The following is a 19,516-nucleotide window of genomic DNA, read 5'->3' on the forward strand; positions in this document are numbered from 1 at the left end:
TTGCGTTAGCTACCAAAACATAGGTGTAGCTTTTTTTCCATTTTTTTGTTTTTTTAGCTTCCATATTGCGGTTTTTATTGCTTTATATCTTGTTTTGGAGCTTCAATTGGCTGTTTTAGCGAAATAATATTCGACAGCAGTTTATAAGCGCCGGAAACACCTTCTGGTAATTCTCTAAAGAAACTTAAACCGGTATAGATGTAATATCCTTTTCCGTAAGGTGCTACTAATAAAGCGCCTTTTTTAGCTGATTCTCCTTTATCATGTGATGAAATAATAGGAGTAAAGACCGGGTCAAATTCGTCTGGATAATACAAACCTTGTTCTTGTGTCCAGCCTTCAAAATCTTTAGACGTGATTTTGTTTGGCGTATTTAAAACCGGATGATTAGGAGCTAAGAATGTAACCTTTGCGTTTTCTTCGGTTACACGGTCATTTGATAATTTTAACGGATAAGGCGCAATTTTATCGGTTACCAATTTCCCGTTGGTATTGTACTGCACGATCATGTTTTTACCGCTTTTTACAAAATTAAACAAGATGTTTTGTTTGTTTGCTAATGCATTTACGGTATTGTAAGCACGGATTCCTGTAATCACCGTACTGAATGAATCTAATTTTTCAGGAGTAATTTCTTCTGGTTTTAAAATAGAAACTTTGTAACCCATTTGGGTTAAACTTTCCGGAACTTCGTCACCTGCGCCCATAATATAAGCGATCGCATCGCCAGAAGTTTTTAAATCTATTCTGATACATTTTGATTCTGCGGGTTTTAAAACCATTTGTTTCGTAATATGATTAAAATCAATAATGGTTTGGTCTCTGTCAAAACGTTTGTTATCTACAACGACAATGCTTTTTGCGACAACTTCTTCTGGATTAACGGGCGGTGTAACTTCAAAATAAAAGATTTGTTCTGTTCCTTTTTTGTCTAAAGTAAACGGAATTTGTTTTGGAGATACACTCCAGCTTTTTGGAAGTTCTAATTGCAAATTTCCTTTTATATCATCTTTTCCTGCACGTACTTTTACCGGAATCATTTTGGTTTTAGTATCTCTAAAAACCAATACTTTCTCTAAGATCGAGGTTGTAACTTCTGGCACTATATCCAGAAAATTATACATTTCGCCTTTTACACCGTCATTGTATTTGTAAACTACAGTTCGTTCAAACGGAATTTCAACACCGCTTATTTTTACATTAAAAACAACTTTTACTTCTCTAATAATATCAGGAATTCCAATATTTAATTGGTTAGAAACGGTGTACATTCCAATTGATGCCTTTTCTTTTAACCAATATGGCTGTGTATATTCAATATTATTTGGAAGCTGTATCTGCAGATTGATTTTTTGATCGTTATTGTCTTTTAAAACACTATTTTGAATTGTCGTTTTATTGTCCGGCAATGTTGTAATGCTTGTTAACTGCATTTCAACAGCACATCGGTTTATGGCTTCAAGACTTAATTTTATAGTGCTTCCCGGAGTTGCTTCCTGTTCGCTTGCAACAGCTTCAAGGTATAAACCAGAGCAGGAAGCAATAATATTTTTAATAGCTGCTGCTTTTACAGTTTTCCAATGCGTATCGTCTAAAGCTTCAATCATAGAATACGCTTTTACCAAATCTGGAATACTGGCAGATGGATTATTGAAATTGTATTTTTCAATAATTGTGGAAATCAAATCTCCAATTGGTTTTCCGTTTTTAACGCGGTTCCAGCTGGTGTCAATTCCATCAAACAAATTATCACGGTCTTTTGGAGCTTCGCCGTTAATAAGTTCAAGGTATTCAGTTTCTAAACCGCGGACTCCTGTACTTCCAAAACCTTGTGATTGATGACGGCTTCGGCTTAAAGCTGCAATTTCCTGATTCGATTTTCCTGTTCCTGTATAATAAACTCCTGTTTCGAGTTTGGTAAATTTAGATTTGTTAGCAGCATCAAATTTTTCCTGACTTCCGTAAAACCACCAAGACGGGTTAAAAAACTGGCGTTTTACCTGCCACGGTGCAACATATTTAAGCTGTTCAGGATATATTTTAGGATCGTTTGTTAATTTAAAACTTTCAACGCTAAGCATTGCAGATGATGTATGATGCCCGTGAGTAGTTCCCGGCGAACGATGATCGAATCGGTTAATGATAATATCCGGCTGAAAATTTCTGATGGTCCAAACCACATCGGCAAGAACTTTATCTTTATCCCAAATTTCGAGTGTTTCGTCTGGATTTTTAGAAAAACCAAAATCATTTGCTCTTGAAAAGAATTGTTCTCCACCATCAATTTTTCGGGCTTCGATTAATTCCTGAGTTCTGATAACTCCAAGCAGTTCACGCAATTGCGGGCCAATTAAGTTTTGTCCGCCGTCGCCTCTTGTTAACGATAAATAACCTGTTCTGGCATTCATTTCGTTGGCCAGATAAGAAATCATACGGGTATTTTCGTCATCAGGATGTGCGGCAAGATACAATACAGAACCTAAAAAGTTTAGCTTTTTAATTTGATTGTAAATTTCAACAGAATTTGGTTTTTGAGGCTGTTGTGCAAATGTGATTTGAAAACCTATAAAAAATAGAAGAAGAAATGAAACCTGTATTTTTCGCATGGCTGAGTTAGATGTTTTTTTGAAATTGTCCCAAAAATACTAATTATTTTATGGAAGATTATTTAAATGAAATGTTAACGCACAATAATTATACCTTAATTTTAAGAATAAAATAAAAAAAGCTGCCAGAAATAAATCTGACAGCTTCTCTATATTAAGTTGTAAAGTGCCTTAACGCTTACAATTTTATTTTAATTTGTTCTCGGTGTCTTTGTAATTTCCTGTTATGGTTACGTTGCTTCCTTTAGTTACTTTTCCGTAAATAGTAATAGAAGAATCGTTTCCGATAAAATTAATTTTGGCACCGCTGTTTAATCTTAAATCTCCCCAAATTACAACTGAACCTTCAATTTGCAATAGTGAATTGCTGTTGATAACAAGTTCTGTTGGGTTTGACTGCTGGTATTTACCCTGAGATAAACTTCCTCTCATATTAAAAGTACCGCCGCTGTTTAAAGTTAAGTTACTTAAAACTGAGATAGCACCGCAATGTGTTAATGTTGCTCCAGAATTTATAATTGCTGAATTTATAGAAGTTGCTCCCTGATACGATTTAATTTCATTTGAATTCAAGATTAAATCTTTTCCTTGATTATATAAACCATAAGTTAAACAGCTTGCAAACGTTGTATTTGGTTTTTCCATCTTAATGATTTTTAAACCGCCTGTTCCGCTGGCAACATAAATGTAGTTACCGCTTGATTTTACATAGTTTGATGAACCTGCAATTCCTACAGAACCTAATAAGCTGTATTGTGTTCCCGGCTGGTAAACATTAAGTCCTAATGCACCATTAGCAAGAAATGCATATCCATCGTTTATAGAAACTGCATTGGTAACATTATCTTCTCCGGCTGTCGCAATTGCAATGGTCTGTAATTTAGAACCGCTGTTGATATCATACACACCAAGACCGTTTGAACCTTCAGAAACTAAAAGTTTTGTTCCGTCAATATCCATAGTTCTTTTTGCACCGCTTACATCTGTAGATGTTGTAAAGCTTTTTTGCAGAGCAAGTGTTGTTTGATTGTAAATATTAACGCCTTTAGTACCGCTTAAAGTCACAACTTTATCAGATGTTAAAGCAATCGAACGTAAATCTGCCATTGCAGTTTTTCCTGTAACTGCTTTTGTTGAAGTACTTATTTTAAATAAACTTCCGTTATCTCCAGTTACAGCAAAATAGTTAGAAGTATTAGCCGCAACATCTGTTGTTACTCTGCTTTCTAAATAATTAGTAGTTAATTTATCTGTTAGTAATCCTGAGCTTAACGGCATATTGAAAACAACAGCTGGATTACTGCCTAATAACGGATCTTTGTCTACATCTTTTGCAGCACCAATAATAAGGTTTCCGTTAGAGTAGGTAAGTGAGGTAATATCTGTATTAGGAATTAAAGCAGATGTAACTAATTTTGGTTTATAAGGATCTGAAACATCAATAACATCGATAGCTCCAGAATATACATCGCCTCTTGTAATATAAGAAACATAAGCGTAGTTGCCATTTACAGTTACATGGCTTGCTTGTAAAGTTTTTCCATTAGCGTCTACCGGTGGTTTTATTTCAGCAATCTGGACTAAAGGGAAAGAAGTAACGGTGTTTTCGGCAGTTTTACCAGTTAACGCACCGTTTTCGATAGCAATTACTCCTGAGTTAGTGTAATCAAGTCTTTGATTTAAAGTGTTTTGATCTGAGGTAATTGTAATACTGTCTAACGATTGATCGTTTTTGTTGTCATTGTTATCGTCACAAGAAATTAATAATGACAATGCTAAAAATGAAAATAAATAGACATTCTTTTTCATAATTGTGTTTTTTGGATTTTGAAATTCGCTGCAAATGTATGTTATAAATCTAATAAAACAAGTTTGTTCTGTTAATAAATAGCTTTAAATCATTGTGTTATGCTATTTATGCGAAAAGCTTACTGTTTTAACTAAAGTTATTAAAAATAATAGTTAAAAAAAAGAGAGTATCAATAATTTTGATACTCTCTTGCAGTTAAAACTTAGTAATTTGATATTATCTTCTTCCAGGACCTCCGTGTCTATGATCATCATCGTGGTCATGTCTGTCGTGTTTTCCGTGGTGTTTATCATGTTTGTCATAATGTTTGTAATCTCTGTGGTCATGACGATCATTATATCCGTAAACCGGTCTTGGTTTGTAAGGTCTTTGCGGTGCACCGTGGTATCCTCTATAATATTTTACTTTATGACGGTCAAAATATACATAAGGAGTTCTTCCGTGGTAATCTGTTAAAACTACTTTGTATCCTCCGTATAAATCATAGTTTCTGTATTGTCTTGGCAAATAAGTTGTTCTAACCCATTTTCCTCTTCCGAAATAGATGAATTGTGATGCACGTACATCATAATAAGCCTCAATGTCTGGAAGATAATAATATTCCATTTCAGAATATCCTGCAGGTCCCCAAGCTGGAGGTGTTCCTATATTAACGTTAATTGATACCTGAGCTTGTGTGGCATTTGCAACCAAAAGAAATAATCCGGCGATTGCTATTTTTATTGTTTTCATCTTTTCTAAAATTTAAAATGTTAATCTTGTTTAGAGATTTTCATATACCGTGCCAAAAATAAAAAACAACTGCATTTCGTCGAATAAAATATGTGTTTTGTCGAGCAGAATAAAGGTAAGTTTATTGTAAAATATTGATTTTTAAAGTGTTTGTTGAGTCTTAAACAAATCAAAAAAAATCAAAATATTTTTAATTATTTATATTCTACAATTCTTGGCTTTGCAAGTTCAAAATTTTGCAAACCATAATCTGTAGTTTCAAAAGTATTGGTTTTGAAAACATTATCACCCTGAAGCGGAATACTTGGATAGTATGACAGTGACAGCTGAAAGGAACTAAAAACCAAATAGTCATTACTGATTAATAGTCCTAAAGTTACTTTAGAATACGATTTGCTGTCAAACATTGCGCTGTTTGGATTTCCTAAAAATGCGATCGAATAATTAAAAAACGGATTTAAACGAAATCCCCAAAGTGCATGCGGAGAATAGGTTTGAGTCTGCAAGGATAAAACTGTTTTACTTGTTCCGTATAATGCAGTCCTAAATCCTGCCAGACCATTTTCTTCATTTACGTTAAGCTGATCTCCTATAATATTTTCGTGATTTGCTCCAACAACTACTTTTGGATTAACGAATTGTCGTAATTTCCAGTTTCCTATACTAAAAAGCTTAGTAAAATAATTGGCTTCAAATAAATAAGATGTCTGATACGTTTTTGATTCATGAAAATAAGTTCCAGCTTCAAAATTCATACTTAAAAATCCTAAACGATAATAGTTTCCAAAAGAAAATTGTGCCCCGGCGTAAGGTCTCCAGATATTATTTTTATACTGGTAGCCAAATGTAACTCCATAAATTCTCCCAATAGGAACGTCTTCAATCTGACCGTTTCTAAAAATATAGCTGTCTTTGATAAATTTACGTCTGTTAAGTCCAACGCCCATTAAGAGCAGTTTTTCATCAGAATAGAAATGGGTAGGATCATGTATAGAATCTGGCGATTCGCTGTAATTGACGTTTAAAAATCGCGCAGAAGTAATTAAATTAGTAATAGCTTCATTATCATCTTCATAAACTTTTGTGGCTTTACCAACCCATAAATCCTGAAAATTGTTTTTAAAAGTTTGAAAAGCAAACGATTGGTCTGGTGCCTGCAGAGTATCTTTTCTAAAATTCTGGCCTACAAAAACACCGCCCGCCCATTTTGTCAGCGGAGAATAAAAATCCCTTTCAATATCAATACTTTTAGTATAATTATTATCTAAATCCATATTGTAGTGAAGGACGGTCGAGATATACGTGTTTTTTATATTAGGAACCGTGTATGTAATATCGTTTCCATTTGCTCCATCATCAAACCTGTTTGTAAAACGATATTCAAGCTGTTGTCCTGAACCAAAAAAATCTTTTTCTTTAAATCCCACAGAAACTCTGCTGCTGGATATCGAAAAACGCGGAATTGTACTCCAGGAATCCAAAACCCTGATGGTTACATCAACAGAATCTGAAGCCGGACTTGCCAGTTCATTAGTAATTCGAACAGCTGTAACGTATCTTTGGGCACGAATTAAACGCTCAGATTCCTGTACTTTATAAGTATCGTAAACACTGTTTCTTTTAAATAAAAGAAGATTGTAGATGGCTATTTTCTTGGTTTTTAAATGCAGTCTGTTTCCGGTTCTTTCTCCCCAATTTTTTGGCTTTGCCGCTGTATCTGTAATGGAATATCCAAACGGATCCAGTGTAACAATATTTATATTTCGAATAATTTTACCTTCATAATTTTGAGAATCTGTAGGTATAATAATTTCCTTTTTTTTAGGTCTTTTGGTTCTAAAAAGCAGTTTATGAAGTGTTTGCGTAAATTTATTTTTTTTAGAATAGTTTTTAATCTTGGTGTAAATCTCCGTACTGTCTTTTTTGGGAGGATTTTCCTTTTTTGTTTTATCTGTCTGAGCGCAAATGCTTTGTAAACAAAAGCATAAGGAAATAAAAACAATTATTTTTTTATTTAGTAACATTCAGATCGGTTTAAAACTTTATTTTAAGGCAGATTATTCTATGAATTTAAGATAAATAACAGATATATTTAAATAATCAAGAGATTATTTTACTCCTGTGTTTTGGTTCTGCGTACTCGCCAGGCAAATTTTCTCGGAATATGATTTCCCATTAAATATCCCCATGGTTCAAGCGATTCAATTCTGTCAAATATGATTTTTAATATCGCTAAAAGCGGAATTGCTAGAAACATTCCGGAGATTCCGGCGGCGGCTCCGCCCACAATAATTCCCATAATTGAGACAAAAGCATTGATTTCTACTTTTGTATTTATAATTAATGGAACAAGCAGATTGTTGTCAATAAACTGAACAATAATATTTACTATTAAAATTCCTAAAATCATCGAAATCTCGGCTGAACCCGTCAATGAAGCCAAAACAGTTATAATTCCGGCAATTAAAATTCCGATATAAGGAATAAGATTTAGTATTCCGGTTATCAATCCCAATAAGATAAAATATTTAATGCCGATAATCCACAATCCTAAACCGGTTAATACAGAAACAACGATCATTTCAATTATTAAACTAACAATGTAATTGTTAATAGAAACTTTGATTTGAGAAAGAATATCTTTTAAAACAGAATGGTTCTCTTTACTTATAAGTTTCGCTAAAAACAGTTTAAAATGTTCTTTATAGATTAAGAACAAAAACGTATAAATTATAATAATAGTACTGTCTAAAAGAACATCGCTTATAGATATTATGGCCGATCCTAATTTTGCCTGGCCATTTTTAACTGAATCTTTTGTAACTGAGTCAAGATATTTTTTTTGATCTCCAATGCTGATCTCAAAATTTTCTCTGATAAACTTATGAATTTCAATAATAAATGAATTGGCGTTTTTCTTTATGGTGTCAAAATCGTTAGCCATATAGGTTACCTGATAGGAAATAAACACTAAAATGCCCACAATAAAAGAGAGAAAAACAGCCATGCAGATTATTGCTGCCAGATGTCTTGGTAGTTTAAGTTTTGTGTTTAAAAAAGTAAATATTGGAAGTAATAAAACAGCAAATAAAAATGCCAGTAATACGGGAGTTAAAATATCTTTTGCAATGCAGAAAATGTAAGCAAAAGAAATTAAACTTACTAAAATACAAGCAAGCTTTGCATAAAACGGCAGCTTTAAAGGTTGAGTCATTTTGGTGAAATTTTATAAATAGATATACAATTCGTAAAGCAAATATTATAATATAATTAAATTATAACGTTCCAGCTTTTTCTATATACTTTATAAAATTCCCATTCAAAAATTAGTCAAAAAATTCTTTCTCTTCGTAATGTGCAGGCATTATTGAAATTCCCTTTTGCAACAGGAGATTATTAGGAAAAATAATTTTTTCGCCTTCTTTAGTTCGTAAACTTACATGAAAAGTGTTTATATCTTCTATTTCGGCTTCAATTGGAAAATCTTTATCGTGAATTTTTATAGTATCGCCAATTCTGAAAGGAAATGAAAAAAACAAAATCATTCCAGAAGTAATATTGCTCAAAATAGACCATTGCGCAAACATGGCAACACCAATAACGGTTGCAATTGATGAAACAGTAATGAATATATCTTTTGTTTCTACTCCCCAAATTACAATTAAACTAATTGTTACCAAAATATTCATAAATACATGAGTGTATTTGATAACTAAATTAGTACGATGTTCTAATAAGTGGCTTGAGGCGGCAAAACGGCGGATTAATTTGGCCGTAATCATTCGTAAAGCGACTAAAGCTAAAAGAAGAATTATTGTGGCAAGTATTTCCTGAGTATATTCTTTTAAAGAAAACATAAATAAATTTTTACACTAATGTAGTCAAATATTCGTAAACTTTGGCTGTTGGAAGTCCCATAACATTGGTATAAGAACCTTCGACTTTTGTAACTGCCATAAAACCAAACCATTCCTGAATGCCATATGCACCAGCTTTGTCGTAAGGTTTGTAGTTTTCGATATAATATAAAATACTTTCATCCGATAAATCTTTGAAAGTAACTTTTGTAACATCATGCAAAAGGGTAGAAGCAGTGTTAGTTTTAAAACAAACCGATGTAATAACTTCATGAGTTGTATTCGACATTGATTTGATCATTTGAAAAGCATCTTCGGCATTTTTTGGTTTGCCCAAAGCTTTATTCTGATGCCATACAATTGTGTCGCTGGTTACCAATATTTCATTTTCTTTTAATTCTCCTTCAAAAGCATTTGCTTTTAATTCTGCGAGAAAATTGGTTATTTCGACTGCTTTTAATTCAGGCGGATAGATTTCTTCTACATCTTTTAAGCGAATTTCGAAATCAAGATCCATATCTTTAAAAAACTGCTGTCTGCGAGGTGATCCCGAAGCCAGTATAATTTTATATTTTTTGAGTTTTTCTTTAAGCATTGTATTGGTGGTTTAAGCTGATTACTAAAATTGATAAAATTCCGAAGAACAAAATCAATTTTAAAATAGTACTTAAATGATGAAAATCCTTTTTTGTTTTAGCGCCGAATATCTTTACTATAAAATATAATAATGGTGCAAGAACAAAAACAAACGTATAAAACGTCACGATTAACAGATTATTTTGGAAGAAATATTTATTGATGTAAAGCAGTGATAAAATAAACGGAATTATAGTAAATCCCAACGCAATTTTAGCAGCTCTGTTTTTCCCGATAGCAATTGGCAGTGTGTTCATTCCCTGATTGTAATCGCCGTCCATATCTTCAATATCTTTTACTATTTCGCGCACAAAATTGATCATAAAGGCAAACAAAGCATAATCAACCAATATTGAAAATAAGCTGGCCATTTGAGCCTGATTTTCGGTAGTTGTAGCAGGAAATAAATCAAATACACCAATAATTAAAACACTAATAGAAAGGAGTAAAGCAACTACAAAATTCCCCAGAATCATGATCTGTTTTAGATTAGTTGCATAAAAATAAAGAAGCGATGCAATAAAAATAAAAAGAGAAGCAAACATTGGCCTCATGATCACATTTGAAAGATAAAACCCTAATGCTACACCTGTAATGTTTAATCCTATATAAATATTGTACGCTCTGGTTTCAGAAATTCCTTTACCAACAACAACATCCTGTGGTTTATTGATGGTATCTGTCGGCACATCAAAAATATTGTTAATTACATAACCTGCCGCCGCAAGCAAAACTGTACTTAAAACCAAAAGTCCGTATTGCCAGTCAGCTAATGCCAAAGGAATATCCTGTTGTTTTAAAAAAGCATAACGAAATAAAACCTGCATAAAAGCAAGCATGAGTAGATTTTTATATCGAATTAGTTTTAGGTATTTCATTTTTTGAGATGCTAAGATGCTAAGGTTCTAAGCTTTTTAATTAACAATTTATCATTAACAATTCACAATTAAATTTAATCGTGTTTTCCGTTAAAATATTCCATCCATTTTCCCTGTACTTTCATTACCTGTTCGATAACGTCTCTTGCTGCACCTTTTCCGCCTTTTACGTGCGAAATATAACGGCAGATGTTTTTAATTTCAGGAACTGCATCCTGAGGAGAAGCTGGTAAACCTACTAATTTCATTACATGATAATCCGGAATATCATCTCCCATATATAAAACCTGTTCTGGTTTGATGTTGTTCGCTTCTGTATACTCTTTAAATGTTTTAACTTTATCAGGAGTTCCTAAATGAATATCAGTAATTCCTAAATTTTGAAGTCTTACGCGGACACCTTCGTTGCTGCCGCCAGAAATAATACACACATTATAACCGCTTTCTACAGCCGCTTTCATGGCATAACCGTCACGAATATTCATCGTACGAAGAATTTCTCCTTCTGTGGTTACAAAAACCGAACTGTCTGTAAGTACGCCATCAACATCAAAAATAAATGTTGTAATGTCGTTCATCATTTCTTTATAACTTTTTGCCATTATTCTGTATAGATTGTGTTAGTATTTTATAAATGTTTTTTTGATTTTCGTTTGTAATAAAATCCATATGTGCATCGGTTGTAACCGAATCATGTCGTTTTGCGGGACCGGTTTGAGCATCAACAGGATCTAATGTTTTAATTTTTTCGGCAGTTTCCTGAATTAAAGGTCTTAAAACTTCAAAAGGAACCTGATGTTCTTCGCATATTTCCTGACCAATTTGATACAAATGATTGGTAAAGTTATTTACAAAAACGGCTGCAACGTGCAATGCTTTTCTCTGCTCAGAACTTATGGAGAAAACAGCATTTGAAATACTTTTTGCTGTATTTTCTAAAATTGCATAATCATTCTGATTTTCAGTTTCTAAACAAATCGGAATTACTGAAAAATCAACTTCTTTGGTTTTTGAAAATGTCTGCAGGGGATAAAAAACGCCTTTTCTGTTTTTTGAATCTAAAACATCAATTGAAGTCGTGCCGGAAGTATGAACAACCAATTGGTTTTCAAAAGGTAATTGACTTGAAACATCTGAAATGGCATTGTCTGAAACCGAAATAATGTATAAATCGGCCTCTTTTAATGCAGAAAATTCGGTTACAATTTTATCTGAATCAAGAAGATGAATTAAGGCTTCTTTTTTTCTCGAAAATGCCTGTACAATTTCGACAAGAGGATTTGCTGAAAAAGCTTTTATCAGATGCTGTGCGACGTTTCCGGAACCAATAATTGTGAGTCGAATCATACCCGCAAAATTAACATTATTTTTTCTAAAGAAAATATGGTATGGCTAAGTTTGACTACACATAACACAGATTAGACTGATTTATATGGTTTTATGTTTTATTTATTGCAGAAAAATAAAAGAAACTTAAAAAATAATCCATTAAATCTGTGTAATCTGCGGGCTTTTGTTACACCTGATTATTTGGTTTTTATTAACAAATAACATTTACCTCAAATCAACATTTTTAAGTATTTTTGTGGCACTTTTATACAATGTAATTCCTAAGAAATGGATAAAAAAATATTCTCTTTTTTGTTTTCTACACGATTAATGGCCGTTCTTTTTCTAACATTCGCAATTGCAATGGGTGTTGGAACTTTTATCGAAAGTAAATACAATACCGATACAGCCAGAATTTTAATTTATAATACTTGGTGGTTTGAGGCAATAATGCTGGTGTTTGTGATTAATTTCTTCGGAAATATCAAACGCTATCAATTGCATAAAAAAGAAAAATGGGCCACTTTATTACTTCACATTGCCTTTATTTTTATCATTTTAGGAGCTTTTATTACACGTTATATTAGTTATGAAGGAATGATGCCAATTCGCGAAGGTGCGGCAGAAAACCAAATTTATTCAGATAAAACATTCTTAACCGTTTTTGTTGACGGTGAATATAAAGGAGAAATGAAACGTAGAGTTTTTGAAAAAAGCCTGCTGCTTTCTCCAGTTACCAATAACGATTTTTCTATTGACGGAAAATTCGATCAGACTCCGTTTGAGGTTACCTATTCTAAGTATATAATGGGAGCCAAAGAGGTTGTAAAAGAAGATCCAAACGGAATTTTATATCTTAAATTAGTTGAAGCAGGAGCAGGCGGACGTGAAGAGCATTACCTGAAAGAAGGTGAAGTTCAAAACATTCACAATGTATTGTTCGCTTTAAATAAACCAACTGACGGCGCTATTAATATTAATACAACCGGAAAAGAATACACTATTCAGACTCCGTTTGAAGGTGAATTTATGCGAATGGCAGATCAGTTTAAAGGAAAAGTTACTAAGGATAATGTACAGCCGTTAATGATGCGTTCGTTATACAGTATTGGTGATATTCGTATCGTTTTTCCTGAACCGCCAATTAAAGGAAAAGTTGATTATGAATCGAATAATGACTTTAAAGCAAAATCTCATACTGATGCTTTGATTGTAAAAGTAAAAGCTGAAGGACAGGAAAAAGAAGTAATGCTGATGGGTTCTAAAGGAAGTATTGGAGAACCTAAAACAGTTAAAATAGGAAATATTGAATATTCTTTATTCTATGGAAGTAAAGCGTATGTATTGCCGTTTAAAATAAAATTAAACGATTTTATTGCAGACAAATACCCTGGAACAGAAAAAAGTTATTCTGCTTTTAAAAGTAAAGTAACAGTTCAGGATTCTACAGAAACTTTTGATGCAGATATTTTTATGAATCACGTTTTGGATCATAAAGGATATCGTTTCTTTCAGTCTTCATTTGATCCGGACGAAAAAGGAACTGTTCTATCAGTAAACCATGATTTTTGGGGAACTAATATTACTTATTTAGGTTATTTTCTATTATACATTGGTTTAATGGCAATTATGTTTACTAAACATTCTCGTTTTGGAGATTTGAAAAAGAAATTAGAAGCGATTCAAAAGAAAAAAGAAAAACTAATTAAAATATTGGTTTTATTTATTGCTTTAAATGGATTAAGTGGTTTTGCTCAGGAAGCGCCGCACGTTCACACACCGGGACACGTTCATGAACACGAACATAATCATAGTACAGATCCAAATGATCACGCTAATCATGTTACAGCACCGCCAAGTCAAAAACAATTAGACTCATTATTGAATATTTACAAAGCGCCAGAATCTCACGCAGCAAAATTTGGACGTTTGATTATTCAGGATGCTGGAGGAAGAATGAAACCTATTAATACGTTTTCATCTGAATTACTTCGTAAAGTAAGCCACAGTGATAAATATAACGGAATGAATTCTGATCAGGTTTTCTTGTCTATGACGCAATATGGGCAGGTTTGGATTCAGATTCCTTTAATCTATATTAAATCAGGAAACGATAGTATTCGTAAAATTATCGGAATTGATTCAAAAGATCAATATGCTCCTTTTATAAAATTCTTTGACGAGCAGGGAAATTATAAATTATCTCCTTATTTAGATGCAGCTTATAAAGCAGCAAATCCAAATAACTTTGAGAAAGATTTTGTTGAAACAGATAAAAAAGTAAACTTAATGGAATCTGCTTTAAGCGGCAGCATTTTGAAAATTTTTCCAATTCCAAATGATCCAAACCACAAATGGGTTTCATACTTAGAGCGTGATAATAACAATTTTAAAGGAATGGATTCTACGTATGTGAAACAAATCCTTCCATTATATTTTAGCGCTTTAAATAATGCTTCAATTTCTAAAAACTGGGATACTGCAGATCAATTAGTAGAAAGCATTAATGGTTTCCAGAAGAAATTTGGAGCCAAAGTACGTCCATCAGAAGATAAAATCGATGCAGAGATTGCTTACAACAAATATGATGTTTTCAAAGTATTGCCATATTGGTATATTACAGCATCTATATTGATGTTAATGTTTACGATTTTAAACATTTTCTTCGAGAAAAAATGGCTTCGTATTACCGTTAATGGTTTCCATATTATTGTAGGATTGTTATTTGTTCTTCATACATTGGCATTAATTGCCCGCTGGTATATTTCTGGCCACGCTCCTTGGAGTAACGCTTACGAATCTATAGTTTACGTAGCTTGGTCAACGATGTTCTTTGGACTGGCTTTTGACAGAAAATCAAAATTAACTGTGGCTTCATCTGCGTTTGTTACCGCAATGATTTTAATGGCGGCTTATATGAACTGGATTGATCCTGAAATTGCAAACTTACAGCCTGTTCTTAATTCATATTGGTTAATGATTCACGTTGCCGTAATTGTAGCAAGTTATGGTCCAACAGCATTAGGAATGATTTTAGGTTTTGTTGCTTTAGTATTGATTTTCTTTACCAATGAGAAAAACAAAGCTAAAATGGATTTACATATCAAAGAAGTAAGTTACATTAACGAAATGGCCTTAACAATTGGTTTGATCATGCTTACAATTGGTAACTTCCTTGGAGGACAATGGGCAAATGAAAGCTGGGGTCGTTACTGGGGCTGGGATCCAAAAGAAACCTGGGCTTTAATCTCGATTATGGTTTATGCGTTTGTAATTCACGCACGTTTTGTACCTGCTTTAAGAGGAAAATGGTTCTTTAACTTAATGAGTATGTTTGCCTTTATCTCAATTTTGTTTACTTATTATGGAGTAAACTTCCACTTAGTTGGTTTACACTCTTATGCAAGCGGAGAAGCGCATTCATTAAACTGGATTTATTATTGTTTGGCAGTAATTTCAGTAATTGGAGCAGTTACATACCCAAAATACCGCAAATATTATAAAAAGAAATAGTATTCGACTTTAGATAAATAAAAAAGGTTCAACAATTAAGTTGAACCTTTTTTTATTTTACTTATTTACTCTTTTACTATCATTAGGAGTTTCGTTGCGGTCAAACATTCCATAGTCTCTCACCACATTAGCTATTCGCAGATGATAGTCTTTAAATATAAAATCTCTGCCATTTGATTGTGCATTTCTATGACTTTCCAGATTGCGCCATTTTTCAATAGCTTTTTCATTTTTCCAAAAAGACAATGATAGTATTTTTTCGGGATTAGAAATACTTTGAAATCTTTCGATAGAAATAAAGCCTTCTATTTTTTCTAATTCAGGTTTAAGACTTAATGCAATATCAAGATAGTTTTGTTTGTAAGCAGTATTTGGAATGACCTCAAAAATTACAGCAATATCGTGTTCTTTATCCTCCAAAGTATTTTTATTGTCTTTTAGGAAACTTAAAGTTTCGTTGTACAAATCATTTCTGCTTTTTTCTAAATGCATAACATGTGTTCCTTTTTGAATAACAACATATTTTTTAGATGCCGCATTTTCCAATGAAACAAACAAGCCTTCAGCATCATTATTATCAGGGTATTTATCCCATTCACCTCTTATAATCATTGTTTTTACAGTGATTTTTTTTGGATCATAATATGAGTTGTTATGTAATAAATCCTGAACGTCAGCTGAAGGCCCAGAAGGGAATCGAACAGTCACATTTTCAGATTTCAAAGTCAAAGGATCGCTTTTTTTCCAAATTTCTCCCCAAGATTCAAATATTTCCGGTTCTAATTGACATTCACTGTTTACTGGTGTTAAACTCTTCATAGCACTTATACGCTGTTGCGGAGTCATTTCTTCGAATGAATTTGATATTTTTTCAAATTCTGTATTTTCATTTCTAGCTGTTATTGCAGCAAACAGAACTAATTTTTCTACGTTATCAGGAATTTTAGATGCGTATAAAGCAGCAACAGAACCTCCCCAAGAATGGCCAATTAAGTAAATCTTAGATTTACCAGTTTCTTTTAAAATAAAATCTACTGCTTTTTCTACGTCCAAAGAAACTTCAGCAGCTCTTCCAACAATCTTGTTTGACGGACTTTTCATTTCTGGATATCGGTCAGAATTTCCATAACCTAAAAAATCTAATGCATAAACATTATATCCATTTTCAGATAAATTTTGCATCCAGGAAGAATTATTCATTTTAAAACCAAATGAAAGTTCAGCAGGAAATGATGATCCATGAAGAAAAAGAACAGGATAATCATTAGAAGTCTTTTGTGGAATTATATGGTTAATTGCAATTTTGAGTTCGGGAATATGGCTTTGAATTTTTAAAATTTCCATTGAATCTGAGTTTTTTGAATTTAAAATTTTAGTGTTGTTTTGAGCATTTATTAATGAAGTTAAAAACATAAACACATGCAGAATAGTATTTTTTTTCATTGTATTTTTTTTACAAAAATAAAATTGGAATAACTTTGACAGTTAAATAGAAACTTAACTATGATTGCAGGGTATGAATAATGAAATTAGCAGAATAAGTACAATAATAGGTGACCCGGTGAGATCAGTAATTTTATGGACACTATTAGATAATAGGGCGTATACGGCAATTGAACTTGCTAATGTTGTTGAAACATCACCGCAAAATATCAGCATTCATTTATCTAAACTAGTAAATGCTGACTTACTGACTGTTGAAAGCCAGGGAAGACACAAATACTACAAGTTATTAAATCCCGAAATTGCTGGTGTCATTGAAGGAATTGCAAATTTAGTTCCCAAAGAAAGACAAAAAAAAGTAACAGATAATAATTCTGGAATTAAATATTGCAGAACCTGTTATGACCATTTAGCAGGAAAAATTGGCGTAGAAATTACAGCGAAATTAATAGATAAAAAATATATTGTATTAGATAATAAGGCTTTTTTAGTGACAGAAGAAGGGAAAACTTTTTTCAACAATTTGGGAATAGATCTTGAAGCATTAAAAAAGCAAAAAAGAATTTTCGCAAAGCCCTGTCTTGATTGGAGTGAACGAAAACATCATTTTTCAGGTTCATTGGCGGCAGCACTTTTAAACAAAATGTTTGAGATGGACTGGATCAGAAGAATAGATAATTCCAGAGCTGTATCGATAACAGCAAACGGACAAAAAGCGTTATATGATAAGTTGAAGTTAATCGTATAATTTTTTAATTTAAATTTTTTAAAAAGAAGGAAAAAGCTTATATTTTATTTACTTTTGCAAAGTATTAAATCAATGTTAGTTTATCAATGAATACTCAAAAACCTATTTTAGTAATTGTAGTTCAAGGTGAAAAATTTTTTAATTATTAAAAATGAATCTTATTATACCAGAAATAATCAGAGAAGCTAGAATAGATAGATTAGATATTGTTTGGAATGAAGAAAATTTTAATAGATATATCCATTTACTTGTAACAAATTACTACTTAGAAGAACAAATTTCAAAAATTAGTTATAAAGGCTGTATTTCATTAGCTGCTTCATTAAGTGAATGGAATTATTGGTATCTTAATTCAGATAAAAGATCAGAAATTTTTGTTCCAGTTATTAATGCATTATGGGCCAGTGTAATTGATCCAGTATATTTAAAAAGTTTTTACTTTCACTATGGACCAGAAATTGAAAATTCAAAAACTCCAATAGAAGTAAATCTAGCTATCTTGAGTTTTTTATTAGAACAATATACAGATAAAAAGTACATGCCTTCTTTTACAACCAAGTGCTTAATAAACTTAATAGTTTTTACACAAAATTTAATTCCGCATAAACGAATATTTAATAAATGGTTGTCCGAATCAATTTACAAACTTCTTGAAACTTTTCCTTTGCAATATTATGCAGATATAACTTTAAAAGGTGGTGATATGTTTTATGATTCCTATGAAGAAAAATCGATTCCTCGTGATTTTTTTTTCGAAACTTCATTCATTTATAATAATACAGAATCAATAAAATTATTAAATCAATTTTTAGGATCATTAAATTGGAAAACGAATCAATTCTTATCATCACCAAACGAAGTACTTCAAAAAGGATTTAAAGGGAATGTACCCTATTTTATCCAATAGGTTTAATATAAAGAAGGAAAAAACTTATATTTTGTTTACTTTTGCAAAGTATTAAACCAATGTAAGTTTATCAATGAATACTCAAAAACCTATTTTAGTAATTGTAGTTGAAGGTGAAAAATTTTTTAATTTTTTTAAAAATGAAGTTGAAAAAATCTGGTCTTCGCATTCCATATATTTTTTAGAAAATTATTCAGGGCAGGTTCTATATAAGTTTAATTATCCTGCTAATACTGATCTTTTAGACTTTCCTTATGTTACTGAACCTTCATGGAAAAATTATAAAGAAGATATTGGATATGTATGGCATCTTGAAAATATGGAAGTTGTAAAAACAGATTACAGTAATACAGCTATTCTTAAATTAGCAGAAAAAATTATTTTCATGTCTCCATATTTGGGTCAAGCTGATGCAATTGCATTTGAGATACTTATAAACCAAACTCTTGGTAAAGCAGATAAACCTTGTTTATATTGCAGTGCTGAAAGTTTTGATAGAGAAAAAATTAAGCTTTCTATGAGAAATCCGGTCGCTGTAACTGATGATTTTTTTCAGGATAGTGTAACATTTTATACTGCCAAACGCTTTTTTGAATATAATTTTAATTTTAACTCTTGTGTTCTATTTAAACCAGCTTTACAAAAAGCCGGCATTTTGAATAGTGATTTTGTTTTTACCAAATATGTTTTTCAGATTTTCTACGCACTAAAAAATAAATCTGATTTTAGCTTCGATGATATGTTTGATATGATATACTATTGGAAAGGTACAGGTTTATATCCAGAAGCCTCAAGTTTTTATTCAGATACTATAGTTCAAAACTTAATTGACGCCGGATTAATAGAAGATAATGGAAATGGTACAGAAGATAACAAACATTATGATTTTACTGAAAAAGGAAAAGCTTTATTTAAGTTTATTAATCCAGAATGCTGGGATATAGATATGCTGGGAAAATTAATAGTATGGCAGCAAAACTGGCCAGAATGTAAAAGAGAGATGGAAGATTATTTAGTGCAATTTTTTAGAAAGCAAATGGATTTCTTGCCATAAGAA

At 32.0% G+C, this 19,516-nt stretch carries 15 protein-coding genes; 4 read left to right on the forward strand and 11 right to left on the reverse strand.

The features are described 5' to 3' along the window. Positions 1-74: 74 nt before the first annotated feature. The 10 genes from ACTJIW_RS15105 to ACTJIW_RS15150 form a co-directional block, all read right to left on the reverse strand. Positions 75-2,606, reverse strand: a complete 2,532-nt coding sequence (locus tag ACTJIW_RS15105) for a PIG-L family deacetylase (protein ID WP_440716584.1) — start codon at positions 2,604-2,606, stop codon at positions 75-77. 186 nt (positions 2,607-2,792) lie between these two features. Further along, positions 2,793-4,415, reverse strand: a complete 1,623-nt coding sequence (locus tag ACTJIW_RS15110; RefSeq protein ID WP_440716585.1) for a hypothetical protein — start codon at positions 4,413-4,415, stop codon at positions 2,793-2,795. 217 nt (positions 4,416-4,632) lie between these two features. Next, positions 4,633-5,148, reverse strand: coding sequence for a hypothetical protein (locus ACTJIW_RS15115; protein ID WP_012025018.1), 516 nt, complete (start codon positions 5,146-5,148; stop codon positions 4,633-4,635). Between the two features lie 194 nt (positions 5,149-5,342). Then, a complete protein-coding gene (locus ACTJIW_RS15120; RefSeq protein ID WP_440716586.1) occupies positions 5,343-7,172 on the reverse strand; it encodes a hypothetical protein in 1,830 nt (609 codons plus the stop codon). Between the two features lie 89 nt (positions 7,173-7,261). After that, complete coding sequence (locus ACTJIW_RS15125; protein ID WP_440716587.1) at positions 7,262-8,362, reverse strand: AI-2E family transporter; 1,101 nt, start codon at positions 8,360-8,362, stop codon at positions 7,262-7,264. Between the two features lie 112 nt (positions 8,363-8,474). Beyond that, the gene (locus ACTJIW_RS15130; protein WP_012025015.1) at positions 8,475-9,005 is read right to left on the reverse strand and encodes a mechanosensitive ion channel domain-containing protein; all 531 of its coding nucleotides are present in this window, start codon (positions 9,003-9,005) and stop codon (positions 8,475-8,477) included. Positions 9,006-9,015: 10 nt separating this feature from the next. Continuing rightward, positions 9,016-9,600, reverse strand: a complete 585-nt coding sequence (locus ACTJIW_RS15135; RefSeq protein WP_440716588.1) for a Maf-like protein — start codon at positions 9,598-9,600, stop codon at positions 9,016-9,018. Continuing rightward, on the reverse strand, positions 9,593-10,519 hold the full coding sequence (locus tag ACTJIW_RS15140; protein WP_440716589.1) for a geranylgeranylglycerol-phosphate geranylgeranyltransferase: 927 nt from the start codon (positions 10,517-10,519) through the stop codon (positions 9,593-9,595). The genes ACTJIW_RS15135 and ACTJIW_RS15140 overlap by 8 nt, the downstream gene beginning before the upstream one ends. A gap of 74 nt (positions 10,520-10,593) precedes the next feature. Beyond that, a complete protein-coding gene (locus ACTJIW_RS15145) occupies positions 10,594-11,121 on the reverse strand; it encodes a KdsC family phosphatase (protein ID WP_012025012.1) in 528 nt (175 codons plus the stop codon). Continuing rightward, positions 11,105-11,866: a Rossmann-like and DUF2520 domain-containing protein gene (locus ACTJIW_RS15150; RefSeq protein WP_440716590.1), complete on the reverse strand. Its 762-nt coding sequence runs from the start codon at positions 11,864-11,866 to the stop codon at positions 11,105-11,107. Before ACTJIW_RS15150 ends, ACTJIW_RS15145 begins: the two co-directional genes overlap by 17 nt. Positions 11,867-12,136: 270 nt before the next feature. Here ACTJIW_RS15150 and ccsA point away from each other — a divergent pair, with 270 nt between their 5' ends. After that, a complete protein-coding gene (gene ccsA / locus ACTJIW_RS15155) occupies positions 12,137-15,361 on the forward strand; it encodes a cytochrome c biogenesis protein CcsA (RefSeq protein ID WP_440716591.1) in 3,225 nt (1,074 codons plus the stop codon). Between the two features lie 57 nt (positions 15,362-15,418). Here the strand turns inward: ccsA and ACTJIW_RS15160 are convergent, their stop codons facing one another. Beyond that, the gene (locus ACTJIW_RS15160) at positions 15,419-16,804 is read right to left on the reverse strand and encodes an alpha/beta fold hydrolase (protein ID WP_440716592.1); all 1,386 of its coding nucleotides are present in this window, start codon (positions 16,802-16,804) and stop codon (positions 15,419-15,421) included. A gap of 73 nt (positions 16,805-16,877) precedes the next feature. On the opposite strand from ACTJIW_RS15160, the gene ACTJIW_RS15165 reads away from it, so the two are divergent. From ACTJIW_RS15165 to ACTJIW_RS15175, 3 genes are all read left to right on the forward strand, one after another. Further along, the gene (locus ACTJIW_RS15165; RefSeq protein ID WP_440716593.1) at positions 16,878-17,552 is read left to right on the forward strand and encodes an ArsR/SmtB family transcription factor; all 675 of its coding nucleotides are present in this window, start codon (positions 16,878-16,880) and stop codon (positions 17,550-17,552) included. A 151-nt stretch (positions 17,553-17,703) separates the two neighbouring features. Then, a complete protein-coding gene (locus ACTJIW_RS15170; RefSeq protein ID WP_440716594.1) occupies positions 17,704-18,459 on the forward strand; it encodes a hypothetical protein in 756 nt (251 codons plus the stop codon). A gap of 73 nt (positions 18,460-18,532) precedes the next feature. After that, positions 18,533-19,513 carry a hypothetical protein gene (locus ACTJIW_RS15175; protein ID WP_440716595.1) on the forward strand — a complete coding sequence of 327 codons (981 nt, stop codon included), beginning with the start codon at positions 18,533-18,535 and terminating at the stop codon, positions 19,511-19,513. The last annotated feature ends 3 nt before the right edge of the window (positions 19,514-19,516 follow it).

This window comes from Flavobacterium sp. 22659 (assembly GCF_052044235.1).
In the GTDB taxonomy this organism is placed as follows: domain Bacteria; phylum Bacteroidota; class Bacteroidia; order Flavobacteriales; family Flavobacteriaceae; genus Flavobacterium; species Flavobacterium johnsoniae.